Raw genomic sequence first — 19,324 nt, forward strand, 5'->3', positions numbered from 1 at the left:
GCAGAAAAAACAGATCGGTGAAAATGATTGGCGCAGGGAGCGCAGAGGAGGAAACTTTAGACTTAGTAAGTCGAGTAGTTAGTTCTATTTGAAATATATGCTGAAATAAAAATGTAAAAAAAACACTAAAAAAGCTAATTAGTCCCTATTTCATCGTGAAGCTTTGCTTTTCGCCAACTCCCAGCCCCCATGGGGTTGAATGAGTTATCCACCATTCCTGTGGATAACCTTGTGCATTAGCCATAGAAAACTGATGGCAAGCGAGAGCGGGCGCGGCTTCTGACCCTGTTGTCCGGATTCTCTACTTTTAAAAAATACTATTTATTTTCAATTGGTTAATTAAAATCAAGCATCCTAAATTATAATCAGTGGTGATGGGTGGTCTTTAATCAATTAACTATCACTAAAGTGTTTCTGTTAACCCTTGGGGATAAAAATACCTTTACAGTGCAGCTACCGTCTGGGTGTCGCTGTCACGAAGCAATTCGGTGCGTAATTAAAGAAATTCCTACATTTTGGTGCTTGAAGCTGGTTTTATATCCAGTATCATAGGGGTGGCAAAATTTTATGGGGCTTTCATAATTAGCCTCCTGATAGTGTGTGTTCCTCCGGCGGGTAGCAAATTGATGAATAAAGCATTCAAACTACATTCTGAGTTTAAGCCTGCGGGCGATCAACCTGATGCCATTCGTAAACTGGAGGAGGGGCTGGAGAATGGTCTGGCCCACCAGACACTGTTAGGGGTGACGGGATCAGGTAAAACCTTTACGGTCGCCAATGTCATTGCTGACTTAAATCGGCCAACTATGGTGCTGGCACCGAATAAGACATTGGCCGCCCAGCTTTATGGCGAGATGAAAGAGTTTTTCCCCGATAACGCGGTAGAGTATTTCGTCTCCTACTATGATTATTATCAACCCGAAGCCTACGTCCCCAGCTCCGACACCTTTATCGAAAAAGACGCCTCGGTAAACGAACATATCGAGCAAATGCGGCTGTCCGCCACCAAAGCACTGCTGGAGCGGCGAGATGTGATTGTGGTGGCCTCGGTCTCCGCCATTTATGGTTTGGGTGACCCCGATTTATACCTGAAAATGATGCTGCATCTGACCAAGGGCATGATTATCGATCAGCGCTCAATATTACGCCGCTTATCAGAGTTGCAATACAGCCGTAATGATCAAGTGTTTCAACGGGGTACTTTTCGAGTGCGTGGTGAGGTTATCGACATCTTCCCTGCCGAGTCTGATGAGTGGGCGCTGCGGGTTGAATTGTTCGATGAAGAGGTTGAACGGCTCTCGATATTTGATCCACTGACCGGCCAGTTGCAGCATGAGGTGCCACGTTTTACGGTTTATCCGAAAACGCACTATGTGACCCCAAGAGAGCGCATTTTACAGGCCATGGAAGAGATCAAAGTCGAACTGGCTGAACGGCGTAAGGTACTGTTAGACAACAATAAACTGTTAGAAGAGCAGCGCATTGCTCAGCGGACTCAGTTTGACCTCGAAATGATGAATGAGTTGGGCTATTGCTCCGGCATCGAAAACTACTCCCGCTACCTTTCGGGGCGCGGCCCGGGTGAGCCGCCGCCGACGCTATTCGACTATCTGCCCGCCGATGGTTTGCTGATTGTCGATGAGTCCCACGTGACTATTCCGCAAATTGGCGGCATGTACAAAGGTGACCGTTCACGTAAAGAGACACTGGTCGAGTATGGATTCCGGTTGCCATCGGCACTGGATAACCGCCCGATGCGTTTTGAAGAGTTCGAGGCCTCGGCACCACAAACTATTTATGTTTCAGCAACGCCGGGCAAGTATGAACTGGAGAAGTCCGGTGGTGATATCATTGAGCAAGTGGTGCGGCCGACCGGCCTGCTTGACCCATTGATTGAAGTACGGCCTGTCGCCACGCAAGTAGATGATCTGTTATCCGAGATCCGTATTCGTGCTGCGATTAATGAGCGGGTGCTGGTGACCACCTTGACCAAACGAATGGCTGAGGATCTGACTGAGTATCTCACCGAGCATGGTGCACGGGTGCGTTACCTGCATTCGGATATCGATACCGTGGAGCGGGTAGAGATTATTCGTGATTTACGTCTGGGTGAGTTTGATGTGCTGGTGGGCATCAACTTGCTGCGGGAGGGGCTGGATATGCCAGAAGTTTCACTGGTTGCTATTCTCGACGCCGATAAAGAGGGTTTCCTGCGCTCTGAACGCTCCTTAATCCAGACCATTGGCCGCGCGGCACGTAACCTCAATGGTAAAGCCATTCTCTATGGTGACCGAATTACCGCCTCGATGGAAAAAGCCATTAGTGAAACGGAGCGGCGGCGCGCTAAACAACAAGCTTACAATGAAGAGCGTGGCATTATTCCGCAGGGGCTTAATAAGAAAATTGGTGACCTGCTACAACTGGGTCAACCCTCTACCCGTGGTAAAGGGAAAGGGCGGGGTGGTAAAGCGGCAGATCCTAATAATTACATGTCATTACCACCGAAAGCACTGGATCAGAAAATCCGCGAGTTGGAAGCCAAAATGTACACTTACGCGCAGAATCTGGAGTTTGAGCAGGCGGCAGAACTACGTGATCAAGTTCATCAATTGCGGCAACAGTTTATCGCCATCTCCTGATGAACTTAGCTCGCTAAGGGAACGGGTGATTAATCGGGAATTTTGCTTGTCGCATCAGCCAATCCTGATTACTGTGTGCGGCTGATAAAATTGTCACCTAATAAAGTGTGAGATAAATAATGAGTGATCACTTATCCAAAGACCCGCTGCACGGTATTACGCTGGAGCAATTGCTGACCAAATTGGTGGAGCACTATGGCTGGGAGGAGCTGGGATACCGTATCCAGATCAACTGTTTCACCAGTGATCCCAGCATTAAATCTAGCCTGAAGTTTTTGCGCCGTACCCCATGGGCACGGGCTAAAGTGGAAGCACTCTATATCCATACCATTGATAATGCGGCGTTGCAGGCTAAATCCAGGGAGTCACGCTCTTAGCTCATTCTAGGTGGAAGCAGTACCACCCAGTTGTTGCAAAGTGGCTTCCAGTGCCAGACGCAGTAGCTCGCGGTCATGGCGATAAGGAATATCTTTAGCTTCCAGCGGTTGCTGGACAATAATTCGATCTGTTACGCCACTGATATCAATCTGTGGGCTGACAATTGCCGCATCAATAATTTTGCGGCCAATTTTGCTCTCCATAATAGCCAGTTTTTCTTGCAGTGAGAGCGCCGCCGCCGCCACACTTAGTTCGCGTCCCAAATTGCCAATATAGATCATACTGGCAGAGCTGCGGCGTAAAGCTTGGGTTAAATCATCCAGCAGCAGCAGTGGCATCAGGCTGGTTAAAAAGCTGCCGGGGCCGATCAGAATGACATCTGCCTGACCAATGGCTTCGATTGCCTCCCGCGTCGCGTGGACATGAGGTGACAACAGCATCTCTTGCGGCATCTGAGCTAACTGGTCGATATTCACCTCACCATAAACCGGGTGTCCTTCACTATCGATAGCCAGCAAATCTACCGGGTGTTCGGACATTGGGATGAGCCAGGCATCCACTTTCAGCAAGCTACGTACCAGATTGATGGCTTCAATTGGCCGAATACTAAGATGATCCAGTGCCTTGAGCATTAGATTTCCCAGATTGTGGCCCGCCAATTCACCATTACCAGTAAATCGGTATTCGAACATGGCAGAGGCTACACTTGGCTCAGTAATCAATTGATTAAGGCAGTTTCGGGTATCGCCCCAGGCAATTCCGCCTTCTGAACGGCGTATGCGCCCGGTCGAACCGCCATTATCGGTGGTGGTAACAATACCTGTCAGGCGCGAGCCTAAAGGGGAGAGGGCTGACATCACGCGGCCCAGTCCATGACCGCCGCCTAATGCAACCACCCGATCGAGATCCGCTAATGTGCGATTTCGCATATTTTTCCTGTCTAAATATTGTTGCTTGGTTCTAATTACGGATACCTGCCATCTTTTCAATTGTAGGTGCCTTTATGCACCTTGAAATCTATTGGGTATCGCTAATGGTGGAATTGCTGCATAAGTTAACGGATTTGTCGCGACAACGCGATAAAAGTCATGATTTTCGTGATTTTAAACAAGGTATTAGCCGTCAGTAAAATAATTATCAATCACCGTGAGTTGTATTAGCTAAGTCGTTGTATATAAAAATATATAGCGAAAAACTGCGATTGGCTATCCTGTCGTTTTAGCGTTAGAATCTTGAGGAAAAGTGGGGTTTTTAGCCTGTTGCTGCTGTTATTGACTCCACTTTTTAAAACCATGGTTCAGTACAGTGCACAAACTGCGACTGAACATAAACTCCTAGCCTTGGTGTCTACGTTGTCCGGTGTCGCGAATACGTTTTTCGTTTACCGGCAATATGATGCTCTGGCCGTGGCTTTAAGCCACCAGGGTGCGAGGTAGAAATGCCTGCATCTCCCGTATTTGGAAAGGTGTTATGGTACAACTTACTGACGCATTTGCGCGCAAGTTCTATTATTTGCGCCTATCGATCACCGACGTGTGCAACTTTCGCTGCACCTACTGTCTGCCCGATGGCTATCGCCCCGACGGGCTAAAAAGTTTTCTGAACCTTGACGAGATAAGCCGCGTTAGCCGCGCCTTTGCTCTGTTGGGAACGGAAAAAATCCGCCTGACCGGTGGTGAACCCTCTATGCGGCGTGATTTTACCGATATTATCGCCACTATCCGGCAAAATCCCGCGATCCGCACATTAGCGGTGACCACCAATGGTTATCGTTTAGCGCGTGATGCCGCACAATGGCGGCAAGCTGGGCTGACGGCGATTAACGTCAGTGTCGATAGCCTCGACCCACGGCAATTTCATGCCATCACTGGGCAAGATAAATTTCATCAAGTCATGCAAGGCATTGATGCGGCTTTTGAGGCCGGTTTTGACAAAGTCAAAATCAATGCGGTGTTGATGCGCGATGTCAATGATCGCAATTTGAGCGCCTTCCTGAATTGGATAAAACCGCGACCGATCCAACTACGATTTATTGAACTGATGGAAACCGGCGAGGGCGGTAATCTGTTCCGCAAACATCATATCTCCGGTGGCGTCATTCGCCAGCAATTACTCCAGCAAGGTTGGCAGCAGAAAGAGCGCGCGCGCAGTGATGGCCCGGCTCAGGTATTCCATCACCCTGATTACTTAGGGGAAGTGGGGCTGATTATGCCGTACGAAAAAGAGTTCTGCGCCAGTTGTAACCGCTTGCGTGTTTCAGCGCTGGGGAATCTGCATCTATGCTTATTTGGCGAACAGGGCATTACGCTGCGTGATCTGCTGGGTAGCGACGATCAGCAAGATGAGTTGATGGCACGGATTCAGAGTGCACTGCAAACCAAAAAACAGACCCACTTTTTGCATCAGGGCAACAGCGGCATTACGCAGAACTTATCGTTTATTGGCGGCTAATGCCCTAAAACGTCAGCACGAAGGATTGACTTATGACACAACTGACCCACATCAACGCCGCAGGCGAAGCCCACATGGTGGATGTGTCCGCTAAAGCCGAAACCGTGCGCGAAGCGCGGGCGGAAGCTTTTGTTGAGATGCAGGCGGCGACCCTGGCCATGATTATTGAGGGTAGCCACCACAAAGGTGACGTGTTTGCCACGGCACGAATTGCCGGCATCCAAGCCGCTAAGCGCACTTGGGAACTGATCCCTCTGTGTCATCCGCTACTGCTGACCAAAGTGGAGGTTCAACTGGAAGCGCAGCCAGAGCACAACCGGGTGCGTATTGAGTCCTGCTGCCGCCTGACCGGCAAAACTGGGGTCGAAATGGAGGCCCTGACGGCGGCTTCAGTGGCGGCGCTGACCATTTACGATATGTGCAAAGCGGTACAAAAAGATATGATAATTGGCCCGGTTCGCCTGCTGGCGAAAAGTGGCGGGAAGTCCGGTGATTTTAAGGTGAACCCATGATTCAGATCCTCTTTTTTGCTCAAGTACGTGAATTGGTGGGCACTGACCGCCTGCAACTGGCCGCGGAGTTTCCCACAGTCGAAGCCCTGCGACAGTCGCTGTGTCAACGAGGTGAACGCTGGCAGTTAGCACTTGAAGAGGGCAAGTTGCTCACGGCGGTCAATCAATCATTAGTTAGCGCCCAGCATCCACTGGTGGCGGGTGATGAAGTGGCTTTCTTCCCACCGGTAACCGGGGGTTGATGATGGATCACACCCGAATCTACGTTGGGCCAGAAGCGTTTAACGTCGGCGATGAATATCATTGGTTATCGCAGTGTGATGAAGATGGTGCCGTTGTGACCTTTACCGGCAAAGTGCGCAACCACAATTTGGGTGAGAGTGTCAGTGCATTGACGCTGGAACACTACCCCGGCATGACCGAGAGAGCGCTGGCTGAGATTATTACCGAGGCTCGTAGCCGTTGGGCCTTACAGCGGGTCGCCGTGATCCACCGCGTCGGGCCGCTATTTCCCGGTGATGAAATCGTCTTTGTCGGCGTGACCAGTGCTCATCGTGGCATGGCGTTTGATGCGGCTGAATTCATTATGGATTACCTTAAAACGCGTGCGCCTTTTTGGAAACGGGAAGCTACTGCGCAGGGTGAGCGTTGGGTTGAATCGCGGGACAGTGATCATGCGGCCGCTAAGCGTTGGTAAATGGTACGTAAACCCATGTAAAGATCAGTGCTAAATGCCTATTTTTACTCCCTTGTTTAGGGTGGTTCTGTGGTAACCTAAAAGAGTCGGTGGGCTGTCAGTTGATAGCCTGTTTCATTATTTATATGCATAAGGTAACTACCATGGATCGCTATCCACGCTCTAATGGTTCTATTGTCGAACGTGCCAACACTGGCATTCAGGCATATATGGCGCAGGTATACGGCTGGATGACCTGTGGTCTGTTATTAACGGCGGTTGTCGCCTGGTACGCAGCGAATACCCCTGCGGTACTTAACTTTATCTTCTCTAGCCAAATCACCTTTTTTGGGCTGATTATTGCTCAGTTAGGTTTGGTGTTTGTGATTTCTGGCATGGTTAATCGCCTGAGTGGTTCGATGGCAACCAGCTTGTTTATGCTCTATTCCGCGTTAACGGGTCTTACACTCTCGAGTGTATTGATCATGTATACCGGTGCCTCCATTGCCAGCACCTTTATCATTTGTGCGGGTATGTTTGGCGCGATGAGCTTCTACGGTTACACCACCAAGCGCGATTTGAGCGGCATGGGCAGCATGCTGTTTATGGGTCTGATCGGTATCGTTCTGGCATCGGTTGTTAATATCTGGCTGAAAAGCCCAGCCTTAATGTGGGCTGTGACCTATATCGGCGTGTTGGTGTTTGTTGGCTTGACCGCGTATGACACCCAGAAGCTGAAAAATATGGGTGCACAGCTAGATGCTAACGATAAAGATAGCTTCCGCAAATACTCTATCGTCGGCGCATTGACCCTGTATCTTGATTTTATCAACCTGTTCCTGATGTTGTTGCGGATTTTCGGCAACCGTCGTTAATAGGACGTCGCCAGCTTAAGCTGGTGGCTTGAGGTTTTGAAGAAGGACACGAGGTTATTGATAAAGTGCCGGTTGCGGAGAGAACAGCTAGATCGTAAAGACGCCGTCAATCCATCCCTGGAGGCTCGAGCCGCGCCATCCTTGGCGCGGACGCTTTACTCTTCTATCCGTCCTCTCCGTTCCAGATCGCGTCATCGGGTTTTGTCAGTAGTCTGAAGGACACCAATCTGGTGTCCTTTTTGTTTGGGCCGAATATCAACTGAAACCAGATCTGATCCCCTGCCAACTAAACTTAATCCCTTAGGCTATTTTCCGCCTAAACATCCCATAAGCCGCACTCCCCGTCGTGGCGGTGATCACCAACAGCGGCCACAAACTGTGCCAGATAATATCGAAACTGGCATCCTTGAGATAAATCTGTTTGGTGATATCAGTAAAGTGGCGAATAGGATTGATCCAAGTGATGTTTTGTAGCCAAACTGGCATGTTCTCTACTGGCGAGACATAACCAGAAAGTAGGATCGCCGGCATCATAAACACAAACACGCCGATAAATGCCTGCTGCTGAGTGGAGCACAGTGATGAGATTAGCAAGCCAAAACCCACTAATGACAGCCCATAGAGCAGCATGGTGCCGTAAAATAGTGCCAGTGAGCCGGCAAACGGGATCTGGTAGAAAAAGATGCCAATAAACAACACGATACTTGCCTGGAAGGCGGCAACAATCAGCGCCGGAACGGCCTTGCCAATAAAAATCTGCCAGGTGGTCAGTGGTGAAACCAGCAACTGTTCCAGAGTGCCTTGCTCGCGCTCACGCGCTACCGAGAGTGCAGTCACAATCAGTACGCCGATGGTAGTTATCATCGCAATCAATGACGGCACTACAAACCATTTGTAGTCCAGATTTGGGTTATACCAATTTCGAATTACTAACTCACTGTTATTGGGCTTAATTTGGCCAGCGGTTAGCTCTAGCTGGTAATCACGCACGATTTGCTGAATGTAGTTCGCCGCAATCTGCGCACTATTAGAGTTGCGCCCATCCAGCACTAACTGTAACTGAGTGGTTTTACCGTTCGCCAAATCCGCACTGAATTGTTCCGGGAAGCGAATTAACAGCAGCGCTTTCTGGTTATCAATCACCGGTTGGATCTCTTGCGGGCTATGCAGCAGCAACACATGGGAAAATGCTTCGGCTTTCGCCAAGCGCTGGGTGAGTTCCACCGAGGCTTTGCCGCTATCTTCGCTATAAATGGCGATAGTGGCGTTGGTCACTTCCAAAGTGGCGGCGAACGGGAATAAGATCACCTGTAATATCACCGGCATGATTAATATCGCACGGGTTTGCGGTTCGCGTAATAGCGACTGTAACTCTTTAATAATCAATGTGTAGAGGCGATGAAACATATTTTGCTTCCTTCCTTTAATCTCACCGATGCTTAATCTAATCTGCGCTGCGTTTTCCATGCCGTCAGGCCGATAAACACGGCTGCCGAGGCTATCAGAAACAGGAGATTAACCACCAACACGGTTGCGATATTTCCCGCCAGGAATAGGGTTTGCAGGCTGCTGACAAAGTAGCGGGCAGGAATGATATAGGTCACAGCGCGCACTATCGCAGGCATGCTATCAATTTCGAAAATAAAGCCCGATAGCATCACCGCCGGCAGAAATGCGGCGTTCAGTGCCACCATGGCCGCATTGAATTGATTGCGGGTGATGGTTGAAATCAGCAGCCCCATCCCCAGCGTGCTGGCTAAAAACAGGCTGGTCATGACAAACAATATCCACAGTGAGCCGCGATAGGGCACGCCCAGAATAAACACCGCCACCACCATGCAGAGTGTCATGGCTATCATGCCGAGGACGTAATAGGGGATAAGTTTTGATAGCAGTAACTCGCTGCGCGTGACCTGAGTCGACAGCAGCGCCTCCATGGTGCCGCGCTCCCATTCACGGGCGATCACCAGTGAGGTCAGAATTGCGCCAATGACCGTCATGATAATGGTAATTGCGCCGGGAATAATAAAGTGTCGGCTGATGGCGGCGGGGTTAAACCAATAACGAACCTGAACTTCAATCAGCGGATCACTCTTTTGCCCTAAATTTTGCGCCTGTTGTTGCTGCCAGAGTTGCCACACGCCTTGCGCGTAGCCTTGCACAAAGTTGGCGGTGTTTGGCTCGCTGCCATCGGTAATCACCTGGATCGGCGCTTGACTCTCTGGCCGCGCCAGTTGCTCGGCAAAATCATTTGGAATGACGATTAAGCCGCGAATTTTCCCCGCTTGCATCGCCTGAATCAGTGCCGGACGATTATCACTGATTTGCGGTGTAATATAGGGCGAGCTGGCAAAGGCATTCGCCAGATCCTGCGCCGGTTTGCTCTGCTGCTCCATTAAAATGCCGACGTGCAGTTTGCTGGAGTCCAGATTGATGCCATAGCCAAAAATAAACAGCAGCAGCAGCGGGATGACGAAGGCGATCAGCCCGCTGCTGGGGTCACGCAGAATTTGGCGGGTCTCTTTCCGGCATAAGGCACGCAGGCGACGCCAGGAAAACCCGGTGTCCTGATAAGTTTCGCCCTCATTTACCGACGAGCTATTTGTCGGCGACTGATTTATTGGTAATGGATGTGGCTCGGTCATGACGATTGCTCCTGATCGTTTTGTTGGTCATAGCGCTGAACCAACCCGATAAATGCCTCTTCCATTGATGGGTTAAGAATTTCATCAGTGGCCACCTGCTGCTTTAGCTCATCCGGTGTGCCCGCCGCAATAATTTTGCCACGGTAAACCAGCCCGATACGGTCGCAGTACTCCGCCTCATCCATAAAGTGGGTGGTCACCATGACGGTCACCCCTTTATCGACCATCCCATTGATATGCAACCAGAACTCGCGGCGAGTTAGCGGGTCGACCCCTGATGTTGGCTCATCAAGAAACAAGATATCCGGCTCATGCATCAAGGCGCAGGCTAGCGCCAGCCGCTGTTTAAACCCCAGTGGTAGCGAGTCCGGCGTCTGCTTAAGAATCGGCGTAAAATTAAAGGCTGAGGTCATGTCTGCTATTTTGTCGCGCTGCGTTTTGCCTCGCAGGCCATAAACACCAGAGAAAAATTTTAGATTTTGTTCAACTGTCAGATTGCCGTACAGCGAGAATTTTTGCGCCATATAGCCCAAATGTTGTCGCGCCTTGCCGGAGCTGGTTTTCAGATCCATCCCCAGCACCAATGCATTACCGGAACTGGGTACTAGCAGGCCACACATCATCTTAAAAGTGGTCGATTTACCGGCACCATTTGGCCCGAGTAGGCCGAAAATCTCACCGCGCTTCACCTTAAAATTCACATGGTCAGTGGCGGCGAAATCACCAAATTTTTTGGTTAACTCTTGGGCTTCAATCACCGTCTCATCATGGCCGCCTTCCACTCTCGGCATGATTTTCGCCAGTGCCGATTCACTGGCTGGGCCACCGCCCAACAGGTCGATAAAGGCATCTTCAAAGCGGGGTTCAGCCTCCATCATCTCGGCATTGGGCTGATTGAGCAGGGGCAGTAGTTGGCGGTGATCAACCTCCGGCTTGAGGATCAGTCGCACATATCTCCCCTGAATCACCCCGTCACTGACCTGCGGTAAGGTGAGGGCGTGTTGCAACAGTTTGCGGTGGGTGCCCGTTTGGGCGGCCACCATAATTGTCCGGCCACTCATGCGCTGGGTGAGACTCTGCGGCGCACCGCTATACAGCAATTGACCCTCATTCAGCAGCAAGACTTCACGGCACTGTTCCGCTTCATCCAAATAGGAGGTGCTCCAGAGGATGAGCATACCGTCGCTCGCCAGCTCATGTACCATGCGCCATAACTCGCGGCGTGAGATGGGGTCGACCCCCACTCCCGGCTCATCCAGTAGCAGGACTTTAGGTTGACCGACCAGAGTACAGGCCAGGCCCAGCTTCTGTTTCATCCCGCCGGACAGTTTGCCCGCTAAGCGTTCAGTAAAGCGGGTCAAATCAGTAAAGGTCAGCAGGCGTTCAAATGTCTGGCGGCGCTGTTCGCCGGTCACCCCGCGCAGATCGGCATATAGCGTCAGGTTCTCCATCACCGTGAGATCTTCATATAAACCAAATTTCTGCGGCATATAGCCGAGAATTGAGTGCAACTGCCGATCGTTTTCCAGCGGATCGAGGCCCACTACTGTCATCTTGCCCTGGCTGGGTTTGAGTAAGCCGGCCAACATACGCAGCAAGGTGGTTTTACCAGCGCCATCCGGCCCGACTAAACCGGTGACCGCGCCACTGCGGATCTCGGTCGTCAGGCTGGCGACAGCAGGATGATCCAGTCCGGGGAAGCGCTTTTCAACGCCATCCAGAGTAATGAGATGCTGGATTCCATTCATAGCTTATGCCGCCTTAAGGTTGTGCAAAACGGACGGTGACCGGCATACCTTGTCGTAGCGACTCATCAGCGTCTGTGATGATAATTCGCAAGCGATAAACCAGGTCGGTGCGCAAATCCGGCGTTTCGACACTTTTAGGGGTAAATTCGGCGGTCGGCGACACGAAACCTATCTTGCCGTGATAAGGCTTGTCCGGGCGTCCATCGGTAAAAACTTCCACCTGTGTACCGGGGATAGCTCTATCTAAGTTGCGCTCACTGACATAGGCGCGCACCCAGACCGGATCGGTCAGTGAGAGGGTAAAGACAGTATTACTGGCGGATAAAATGGTTCCCGGTTCAACCGCCCGGGTCAGCACGGTGCCTGCTGATGGGGAGAGTAGGATGGTGTCTTGCAGATTGAGCTGGGCTTGGGCCAGTTCAGCCTCAGCCTGGGCCAGATTGGCCTCCGCCTGAGCAATTTCCTGCGGACGATTACCACTTAAATATTGAGCGAGCTTATCTTTCGACGCTTGCAGATTGGCCTGTGCCTGATTACGCGCCGTGCGGGCATTTTCCAGCTCGTTAGCGGAGGTCGCTTTGCTGGCCCACAACCCCTGCTGCCGTTTCAGGAAGCTATCGGCGTAGCTGAATGCAGCCTCACGTTGGGAAACTTCAGATTTCACCTGCGCTATCTCTTCGTCGCGATAGCCCGCCTTTAGCAACGCCAGCTGCGCCTGCGCACTTTGCACATTGGCTTGCGCCTGCTTGAGCGCATTGAGATAGGGGCCGTCATCCAGTTTCCCCAGCAGTTGCCCCGGCTGGAGTTCATCCCCCTCATCAACCGCCAGCGATGCCAGACGGCCGCCGACCCGGAAGCCCAGATTCACCGTGCGGATATCCACATTGCCGTATAAGGTCAATGATGAGTCATGTTGCTGACGATAATAACGCCATCCGTAACCCATCGTCGCCAACAGGGCGACAATCACAACGGCCACTATAATCTTCTTGCGATTCATAATGCTCCCTATCTGTTACTGGCTTTTATCACCACGGCCATGATCTTGATGAAAAAACAGTCGCGATTTCACTTGGATGCCTTGGCCCGCAATCCGTAAAGAAGCAGGTCAATATGTTCGATAAGCACTTGATTAATCATCTCAATTTCAGCTGGCCCCATCTCCTGCCAACCCGCTTGTCGGCGGATTGTCTCCCGCCCCATACGAAAAGCTAAAACCTCACCAATCAATGCATGGGTATGAAGAATGGTTTTAGTCGCGCTGGCATCAGCACCAATGAATGCGGCCAGTAGCAGGTTCAATTTTTGGTGTAATGGTGCAATGGCTTGAGCATGAATCAGCGGATAGGCCTCACTGGGCGAAAGTTGCTCGCGCGCCATGATTTTGCTTATATTTAAGGTCTCTGGCTGTGTCATCAAATGGCTAAATTCCAGTAATCCACGGCGAATATAGTGCAACTGTTGCTCGGCAGTTTGATCCTGAGGGGGGCGCTGGAGGAATTGATTAATCTCCTGCGCTAATGGCGCAAACGCCTGCTGAATAAAATCAGCAATTTGCTGAGCCACCGCCAGATATAACCCCTCTTTGGAGTTGAAATAGTAAGTGATGGCGGCGATGTTCTGACCCGCCCGCTGTGCAATATCTCGTGTCGTCGCGCCTTTCAGCCCCAGCTCGCCGAATAGTTCGGTTGCTGCCTGAATCAATTGCTGGCGCGCCTGCTCACCACGGCTGGTCACTGACACAGAGGTTGTTAAAGCATGAGGGGTGGAATGGGACATAGGCTCCCTACTCGGTTAACGGGTTTTATACCAATACCATTTGCGCCACTATTAATAGGTAGCCAAATAATAAATCAATCATATGATTAACTTTAGGATCACTCTATGAGTCTGTAAAGTTATGGTGCGTCAAAGCCCTATTTTTGTGAGCAGAGCGGGATTAATAGTCAGTAACAAGTCAGTTTTTTGGATGTATGTCGCATTAAAAAACTGAATAAACGTGTAAATATCCCTTTTATTGCTAAACATCTGTTATAATCAGCCGCAATGGTGCACTGCAGTTTGTGCCAATCCTCGTGGTAATGCCTCAATTCATGCCTCGTCTGATAATCTTCCCTTGAAACTGCACCTGACGATATCGTCGGGATTGGGAAGATCTGGAGCTTCTCGTAATATGTCATTTGATTCTCTCGGCCTAAACGCCGACATCCTGCGTGCTGTTGAAGAGCAGGGCTATCTTGTGCCGACGCCAATACAGCGTCAGGCAATCCCTGTGGTACTGGAAGGCCGTGATTTAATGGCCAGTGCACAAACCGGTACCGGTAAAACGGCGGGCTTCACCTTGCCGCTGTTACAACTGCTTAACCAGAACCAAGAACCAATTAAAGGTCGTCGCCCGGTGCGCGCGTTGATTTTAACGCCAACTCGTGAACTGGCTGCGCAGATTGACGAAAACGTACAGAGTTACAGCAAATACCTGAAGCTGCGTTCGCTGGTGGTATTTGGTGGCGTTAGCATTAACCCACAGATGATGAAATTGCGTGGTGGCGTCGATATCCTGGTCGCCACCCCAGGCCGCTTACTGGATCTGGAACATCAAAACGCGGTTGACCTCTCCAAAATTGAGATTTTGGTACTGGACGAAGCTGACCGCATGTTGGATATGGGCTTTATTCACGATATCCGTCGTGTATTGGCTAAACTGCCAGCTAAACGCCAGAATCTGCTGTTCTCCGCCACCTTCTCGGATGAGATTAAAGGTTTGGCCAGCAAGCTGCTGCACAATCCGGTCTCGGTTGAAGTGGCGCGCCGTAATACGGCTTCTGAGCAAATCACCCAAAGCGTTCATTTTGTGGATAAAAACCGCAAACGTGAGTTGCTCTCTCAGATGATTGGCGAAGGTAACTGGCAGCAAGTATTGGTGTTTAACCGCACTAAGCACGGCGCGAACCATTTAGCTGAACAGCTAAATAAAGATGGCATCACTGCCGCTGCTATTCACGGCAATAAGAGTCAGGGCGCACGTACTCGTGCACTGGCTGATTTTAAAGACGGCAAAATCCGGGTACTGGTAGCGACTGATATCGCTGCACGTGGTCTGGATATCGATCAGTTACCTCATGTGGTTAACTATGAGTTGCCGAACGTACCAGAAGATTACGTGCACCGTATTGGCCGTACTGGTCGTGCGGAACGTACCGGTGAAGCGATTTCACTGGTTTGCGTTGATGAGCACAAACTGCTGCGTGATATCGAACGTTTACTGAAACGTGAAATCCCACGTATTGCGCTGGATGGCTATGAGCCGGACCCAAGCATTAAAGCTGATCCGATTCAAAATGGTCGTCAGGGCCGTGGTGCGCAACGTCCGGGTATGGGCCGTGGTAGCAGTGCGGGTCGTCCACAAAATGGTGGTGGTGCAGCAGGTCGCGGCGATAGCCGTAACAGCCGTCCGCGCAGCCAGGCTGATGGTCAACGCCGTCCAGCAGGCCCGTCCTCTCGCGGACGTAGCCGCAATCCGGGCGAATAAGCTGTAAATGCTATTTGCTGATGGAACCGCCTCTTTGAGGCGGTTTTTTTTCATCTCAATCACCGCAACCAAGCGGTTATTCCTTGTTATACGCCGCTTTTCCCCCGTATTATTGCCGCTCTTTTTTGCGGTTATGCTGAGTGGGATTTATAGTCAGGGGCCGCTGAGTGTGATGGTACGGATAATGGATCAGGGTAATTAGCATGCGGGTAATATTGGCACCGATGGAAGGTGTATTAGATTCACTGGTGCGCCAATTACTCAGTGAAGTGAATGATTATGACCTTTGTATCACCGAGTTCTTGCGGGTGGTCGATCAACTCTTGCCGGCGAAATCCTTCTACCGCCTGTGTCCAGAGTTGCATAATCAAAGCCGTACGCAGTCAGGCACATTAGTGCGAATCCAATTACTGGGCCAGTATCCAAAATGGCTGGCGGAAAACGCGGCCCGTGCCGTTGAACTTGGCTCATATGGCGTAGATTTAAACTGTGGTTGCCCTTCAAAACTGGTCAACGGCAGTGGCGGTGGGGCCACGTTGCTAAAAGATCCTGAACTGATTTATCAGGGGGCAAAAGCGATGCGCGAAGCCGTACCGGCGCATTTACCGGTTACCGTCAAAATCCGCTTAGGCTGGGATTCTGGTGATCGTCAGTTTGAAATTGCTGATGCTGTGCAGCAAGCCGGTGCGACCGAACTGGCAGTGCATGGTCGAACCAAAGAAGATGGCTATCAGGCTGAACGGATCAACTGGCAGGCAATTGGCGAAATCCGTCAGCGCCTCACTATTCCGGTGATAGCTAACGGCGAAATTTGGGATTACCAGAGTGCTCAAGAGTGCATGAATGTCACCGGCTGTGATGCTGTAATGCTAGGGCGCGGTGCGCTGAATGTGCCCAATCTGAGTCGCGTCGTAAAGTATAACGAACCGCGTATGCCGTGGCCGGAAGTGGTCAAATTACTGCAAAAATATGTGCAGTTGGAAAAGCAGGGCGATACCGGCATGTATCATGTAGCGCGTATCAAACAGTGGTTAGGTTATCTGCGTAAAGAGTATGCCGAAGCGACAGATTTATTCAGTGAAATACGTGGGTTAAAAACCTCGAAAGATATTGCGCTAGCTATTCAGCGTATTTGATTGACAGATATCTATATTTGCAGATATTTATTAAGTCTTAGCGCTCAATAACTCAGTAAGTAACTTATCCCGTGCGGAAATATGAAAATAAGCACTGCTGCAAACGAGCCAATGATGCATGTTTGCAACAGTCGTTTTATTAGATATTAATGACCGTCATGCTGCATTGTTTTAAGGATTTTACCGAAACTGATTGTTTTACTTCCCACCTTTCTCATCCCATCTTCTGGAAGATAGCTGAACTTAACATAAAGTACTTTACCTTCTGCTTTATCTTTATGGCTTAAATGCTTAATAACCTGATACATTTCATTTATATCAGAAGGCATACCGGCAGCATCGGTTAAAATAGTGCCTATCGGAACGAATTTTAACGCCTGCTCGACAGTTTTGCTCAACAGGTCATGTAGTGGAAATAAGCCGCTAAAGCGCTTATGCGGCACATAATTTGTGATACCCATATAGATGTCAGGAAGTTCTTTAATATGATTCTCTATGCCGCGAGTCTCGTTCTTAATCAAAAATTCTGAAATTTCGAGTGGGGTGCCGATAAGTACTAAAGGCTTAACGCCACTCCCTTTCTCAGAAAAAAGATAATCGTTATGACTACTTTTGACTGCTTTTTGTAGTTCACCTCGATCAAGTATAAGGCTGTAATACTCCCCCTCTTTCACCACAGGCGCGGGTTCACGCCATAACGTAATTTCATTGGCAGATACAGAGCCAACTTCCATTGCGCCGGCCATTAGCAATATTAATGGAATTATGGTCTTTTTCATCAATAAGTTCCTTCTTAAAGTGGTTGCAGTATAAAGGTCAACAATCATGACATAATAATATAATATCTTTACTTAGCATAAGGATAGATAGAGTAAGAATACCCACACAATAAGATATAATACACGGAATATGCTTACTCATGAAAGTGCCGAAGTAAAAAATAACATTTAAAATATTAATGATTAAGTTCCGAGTTGATACTTAGCTATAAATTTTGACAGTTTGTAGTAACGATTAAACAACATGTTGTTATGCTAACAAAAGACGCATTACACGCCTTTTGTCATCAATGATAGTGAATTACTATCTCTTCTTACGCCCGATAAATTTAGCAACTCCTAGCAGGAATACCGCGCCAACAAAGATTAGTAAAGCATCAACCCAGAATGTCAGTGATGCTAGATTTTCATCATGAATATCAGCTAAACCTGCAGCTATCAAAAATACACCAAAGAAAATACCAAAAATTGTTGTTCCCATAGTAATACCTATAAATCCGAATTATTAAAAAATCATTCTGACAATTATAAGTTAATAATTAATTTGGCAGGATCTTTTTTACTACTATTGAGACCCCGTTTAGGTTTCTGCGGCTAATGGCTGCGCTAATTTACCTCACCGCCATATAATCTACTTAAATTGATATCCCTAGCGGGTCTTGATTGTCTTATAAACAACCACTATCGTTCAAAATAGACCTTTCAATCACGGCATACCCCGTTATCACTGAGAAATGTTTACCTTTGGGCAGTGATTAGTCAGCTTTAATCTTTGTAACAATCATTTGAAGAATGTGTGATGCGAAGGGCATTACTGTAATTTATAATGCGCTAGCTCAACCACAACCACTCCCAATAACCTATTTAAGCTGATGAACATGCATGTGAAAATCCGTTCTGCACTATTAAGTATTTTGCTTTTATCGACTGGTATCAGTGCTGCTCCTTTAGCCGTCGCCAGTGGTGGAACGACTGAAACTAAAGGGAAAGCCCCCCTGGAGCTGGCGTCCGGGAGTGCAATGGTGGTTGACCTACAAACCAATAAAGTCATTTATGCTAATAATCCAGATGAGGTCGTACCGATCGCGTCAATCACCAAACTGATGACAGCAATGGTGGTATTGGATGCTAAATTACCGCTTGATGAAATTATTTCGGTCGATGTTCATCAAACTAAAGAGATGAAAGGGGTATTTTCGCGAGTACGTGTAAACAGCGAAATTAGTCGCAAGGATATGCTGCTGTTGGCGTTGATGTCGTCAGAAAATCGTGCTGCGGCCAGCTTAGCTCATCACTACCCAGGCGGTTATAATGCATTTGTTAACGCAATGAATGTGAAAGCTAAATCTTTGGGAATGACGAAAACCCATTATACCGAACCCACGGGCCTATCGATTGATAATGTATCCACAGCACGTGACCTGACAAAACTATTGATAGCGACCAAACAGTATCCGCTGATTGGGCAGTTGAGCACCACGACAGAGAAAATGGCCACTTTCCGTGAGCCAAATTACACACTGCCTTTCCGTAACACTAACCATTTGGTTTATAATGATAAATGGAATATTCAGCTAACAAAAACAGGTTTTACTAATCAGGCTGGGCACTGTTTGGCGATGCGTACCGTCATTGGCAGTCGTCCTGTTGCACTCGTCGTGTTAGATGCTTTTGGTAAATATACCCATTTTGCTGATGCAAACCGCCTGCGTAGCTGGATGGAAACTGGCAAAGCTGCGCCGATTCCAGGTGCGGCGAAAAGTTACCGCCAACAAAAAGATAGCCAGGCACGTTTAGCTCAGGTCTCAGAATAAGCATCACAACGGAATTGAATGGCGGAGTTTGCAGCTAGGGCTGTAAACTCCGCCTATAGCTTTAGTCTGATTGACGACAATATATGTCAGGCACTGATATAACACTTTATTCAATGTGGCCGGTATTCAATACGATAGATGG

18 protein-coding genes and 1 riboswitch are annotated in these 19,324 nt (G+C 49.2%); of the genes, 10 read left to right on the forward strand and 8 right to left on the reverse strand.

Annotated features, from left to right (window positions below; all coding sequences use genetic code 11):
* Nucleotides 1–626: 626 nt before the first annotated feature.
* Both uvrB and FFE93_RS06950 read left to right on the forward strand, forming a co-directional pair.
* Complete coding sequence (gene uvrB / locus FFE93_RS06945; RefSeq protein WP_049601583.1) at nt 627–2,639, forward strand: excinuclease ABC subunit UvrB; 2,013 nt, start codon at nt 627–629, stop codon at nt 2,637–2,639.
* Between the two features lie 119 nt (nt 2,640–2,758).
* The gene (locus FFE93_RS06950; RefSeq protein ID WP_005276758.1) at nt 2,759–3,016 is read left to right on the forward strand and encodes a VF530 family DNA-binding protein; all 258 of its coding nucleotides are present in this window, start codon (nt 2,759–2,761) and stop codon (nt 3,014–3,016) included.
* Between the two features lie 6 nt (nt 3,017–3,022).
* Here FFE93_RS06950 and yvcK read toward each other — a convergent pair whose 3' ends face one another.
* On the reverse strand, nt 3,023–3,946 hold the full coding sequence (gene yvcK, locus FFE93_RS06955; protein WP_005276760.1) for a uridine diphosphate-N-acetylglucosamine-binding protein YvcK: 924 nt from the start codon (nt 3,944–3,946) through the stop codon (nt 3,023–3,025).
* A 390-nt stretch (nt 3,947–4,336) separates the two neighbouring features.
* A riboswitch (molybdenum cofactor riboswitch) is annotated at nt 4,337–4,501 on the forward strand.
* Between yvcK and moaA the strand changes: the two genes are divergently transcribed.
* The 5 genes from moaA to FFE93_RS06980 all read left to right on the forward strand — a co-directional run bounded on the left by moaA (nt 4,488) and on the right by FFE93_RS06980 (nt 7,531).
* Nucleotides 4,488–5,468 carry a GTP 3',8-cyclase MoaA gene (gene moaA / locus FFE93_RS06960; protein WP_032898399.1) on the forward strand — a complete coding sequence of 327 codons (981 nt, stop codon included), beginning with the start codon at nt 4,488–4,490 and terminating at the stop codon, nt 5,466–5,468. Its footprint overlaps the riboswitch before it by 14 nt.
* Nucleotides 5,469–5,500: 32 nt before the next feature.
* Nucleotides 5,501–5,980, forward strand: coding sequence for a cyclic pyranopterin monophosphate synthase MoaC (moaC, locus tag FFE93_RS06965; RefSeq protein WP_005276766.1), 480 nt, complete (start codon nt 5,501–5,503; stop codon nt 5,978–5,980).
* Nucleotides 5,977–6,222: a molybdopterin synthase sulfur carrier subunit gene (gene moaD / locus FFE93_RS06970; protein ID WP_032898400.1), complete on the forward strand. Its 246-nt coding sequence runs from the start codon at nt 5,977–5,979 to the stop codon at nt 6,220–6,222. The genes moaC and moaD overlap by 4 nt, the downstream gene beginning before the upstream one ends.
* A 2-nt stretch (nt 6,223–6,224) precedes the next feature.
* Nucleotides 6,225–6,677: a molybdopterin synthase catalytic subunit MoaE gene (gene moaE / locus FFE93_RS06975; RefSeq protein WP_032898401.1), complete on the forward strand. Its 453-nt coding sequence runs from the start codon at nt 6,225–6,227 to the stop codon at nt 6,675–6,677.
* 143 nt (nt 6,678–6,820) lie between these two features.
* Nucleotides 6,821–7,531, forward strand: coding sequence for a Bax inhibitor-1 family protein (locus tag FFE93_RS06980; RefSeq protein ID WP_005276770.1), 711 nt, complete (start codon nt 6,821–6,823; stop codon nt 7,529–7,531).
* A gap of 300 nt (nt 7,532–7,831) precedes the next feature.
* Here the strand turns inward: FFE93_RS06980 and FFE93_RS06985 are convergent, their stop codons facing one another.
* The 5 genes from FFE93_RS06985 to cecR form a co-directional block, all read right to left on the reverse strand.
* On the reverse strand, nt 7,832–8,938 hold the full coding sequence (locus FFE93_RS06985) for an ABC transporter permease (protein ID WP_005274364.1): 1,107 nt from the start codon (nt 8,936–8,938) through the stop codon (nt 7,832–7,834).
* Nucleotides 8,939–8,970: 32 nt separating this feature from the next.
* Entirely contained in the window at nt 8,971–10,176 is a 1,206-nt protein-coding gene (locus tag FFE93_RS06990) for an ABC transporter permease (protein WP_138774949.1), read from the reverse strand.
* The gene (locus FFE93_RS06995; RefSeq protein ID WP_057648492.1) at nt 10,173–11,924 is read right to left on the reverse strand and encodes an ATP-binding cassette domain-containing protein; all 1,752 of its coding nucleotides are present in this window, start codon (nt 11,922–11,924) and stop codon (nt 10,173–10,175) included. The genes FFE93_RS06990 and FFE93_RS06995 overlap by 4 nt, the downstream gene beginning before the upstream one ends.
* Nucleotides 11,925–11,937: 13 nt before the next feature.
* Nucleotides 11,938–12,924 carry a secretion protein HlyD gene (hlyD, locus tag FFE93_RS07000; RefSeq protein WP_032897925.1) on the reverse strand — a complete coding sequence of 329 codons (987 nt, stop codon included), beginning with the start codon at nt 12,922–12,924 and terminating at the stop codon, nt 11,938–11,940.
* A 68-nt stretch (nt 12,925–12,992) separates the two neighbouring features.
* Nucleotides 12,993–13,703, reverse strand: coding sequence for a transcriptional regulator CecR (cecR, locus tag FFE93_RS07005; protein ID WP_032897926.1), 711 nt, complete (start codon nt 13,701–13,703; stop codon nt 12,993–12,995).
* A gap of 394 nt (nt 13,704–14,097) precedes the next feature.
* Between cecR and rhlE the strand changes: the two genes are divergently transcribed.
* Nucleotides 14,098–15,453, forward strand: a complete 1,356-nt coding sequence (rhlE, locus tag FFE93_RS07010) for an ATP-dependent RNA helicase RhlE (protein WP_005274375.1) — start codon at nt 14,098–14,100, stop codon at nt 15,451–15,453.
* Nucleotides 15,454–15,656: 203 nt separating this feature from the next.
* Entirely contained in the window at nt 15,657–16,589 is a 933-nt protein-coding gene (dusC, locus tag FFE93_RS07015; RefSeq protein WP_138774950.1) for a tRNA dihydrouridine(16) synthase DusC, read from the forward strand.
* A 146-nt stretch (nt 16,590–16,735) separates the two neighbouring features.
* On the opposite strand, the gene FFE93_RS07020 is transcribed toward dusC, so the two are convergent.
* Nucleotides 16,736–17,368, reverse strand: coding sequence for a hypothetical protein (locus FFE93_RS07020; protein WP_138774951.1), 633 nt, complete (start codon nt 17,366–17,368; stop codon nt 16,736–16,738).
* 304 nt (nt 17,369–17,672) lie between these two features.
* The gene (locus FFE93_RS07025) at nt 17,673–17,849 is read right to left on the reverse strand and encodes a hypothetical protein (protein ID WP_005274383.1); all 177 of its coding nucleotides are present in this window, start codon (nt 17,847–17,849) and stop codon (nt 17,673–17,675) included.
* Between the two features lie 397 nt (nt 17,850–18,246).
* Here FFE93_RS07025 and pbpG point away from each other — a divergent pair, with 397 nt between their 5' ends.
* Complete coding sequence (gene pbpG, locus FFE93_RS07030) at nt 18,247–19,182, forward strand: D-alanyl-D-alanine endopeptidase (protein WP_032897931.1); 936 nt, start codon at nt 18,247–18,249, stop codon at nt 19,180–19,182.
* Nucleotides 19,183–19,324 lie beyond the last annotated feature (142 nt).

Source organism: Yersinia sp. KBS0713 (assembly GCF_005937895.2).
GTDB lineage: Bacteria > Pseudomonadota > Gammaproteobacteria > Enterobacterales > Enterobacteriaceae > Yersinia > Yersinia bercovieri.

Excerpts from the sequence above, each read along its gene's own strand:
- uvrB (WP_049601583.1), top strand. The coding sequence starts at position 627 with ATGAATAAAGCATTCAAACTACATTCTGAGTTTAAGCCTGCGGGCGAT.
- FFE93_RS06950 (WP_005276758.1), top strand. The coding sequence starts at position 2,759 with ATGAGTGATCACTTATCCAAAGACCCGCTGCACGGTATTACGCTGGAG.
- yvcK (WP_005276760.1), bottom strand. The coding sequence starts at position 3,946 with ATGCGAAATCGCACATTAGCGGATCTCGATCGGGTGGTTGCATTAGGC.
- moaA (WP_032898399.1), top strand. The coding sequence starts at position 4,488 with ATGGTACAACTTACTGACGCATTTGCGCGCAAGTTCTATTATTTGCGC.
- moaC (WP_005276766.1), top strand. The coding sequence starts at position 5,501 with ATGACACAACTGACCCACATCAACGCCGCAGGCGAAGCCCACATGGTG.
- moaD (WP_032898400.1), top strand. The coding sequence starts at position 5,977 with ATGATTCAGATCCTCTTTTTTGCTCAAGTACGTGAATTGGTGGGCACT.
- moaE (WP_032898401.1), top strand. The coding sequence starts at position 6,225 with ATGGATCACACCCGAATCTACGTTGGGCCAGAAGCGTTTAACGTCGGC.
- FFE93_RS06980 (WP_005276770.1), top strand. The coding sequence starts at position 6,821 with ATGGATCGCTATCCACGCTCTAATGGTTCTATTGTCGAACGTGCCAAC.
- FFE93_RS06985 (WP_005274364.1), bottom strand. The coding sequence starts at position 8,938 with ATGTTTCATCGCCTCTACACATTGATTATTAAAGAGTTACAGTCGCTA.
- FFE93_RS06990 (WP_138774949.1), bottom strand. The coding sequence starts at position 10,176 with ATGACCGAGCCACATCCATTACCAATAAATCAGTCGCCGACAAATAGC.
- FFE93_RS06995 (WP_057648492.1), bottom strand. The coding sequence starts at position 11,924 with ATGAATGGAATCCAGCATCTCATTACTCTGGATGGCGTTGAAAAGCGC.
- hlyD (WP_032897925.1), bottom strand. The coding sequence starts at position 12,924 with ATGAATCGCAAGAAGATTATAGTGGCCGTTGTGATTGTCGCCCTGTTG.
- cecR (WP_032897926.1), bottom strand. The coding sequence starts at position 13,703 with ATGTCCCATTCCACCCCTCATGCTTTAACAACCTCTGTGTCAGTGACC.
- rhlE (WP_005274375.1), top strand. The coding sequence starts at position 14,098 with ATGTCATTTGATTCTCTCGGCCTAAACGCCGACATCCTGCGTGCTGTT.
- dusC (WP_138774950.1), top strand. The coding sequence starts at position 15,657 with ATGCGGGTAATATTGGCACCGATGGAAGGTGTATTAGATTCACTGGTG.
- FFE93_RS07020 (WP_138774951.1), bottom strand. The coding sequence starts at position 17,368 with ATGAAAAAGACCATAATTCCATTAATATTGCTAATGGCCGGCGCAATG.
- FFE93_RS07025 (WP_005274383.1), bottom strand. The coding sequence starts at position 17,849 with ATGGGAACAACAATTTTTGGTATTTTCTTTGGTGTATTTTTGATAGCT.
- pbpG (WP_032897931.1), top strand. The coding sequence starts at position 18,247 with ATGCATGTGAAAATCCGTTCTGCACTATTAAGTATTTTGCTTTTATCG.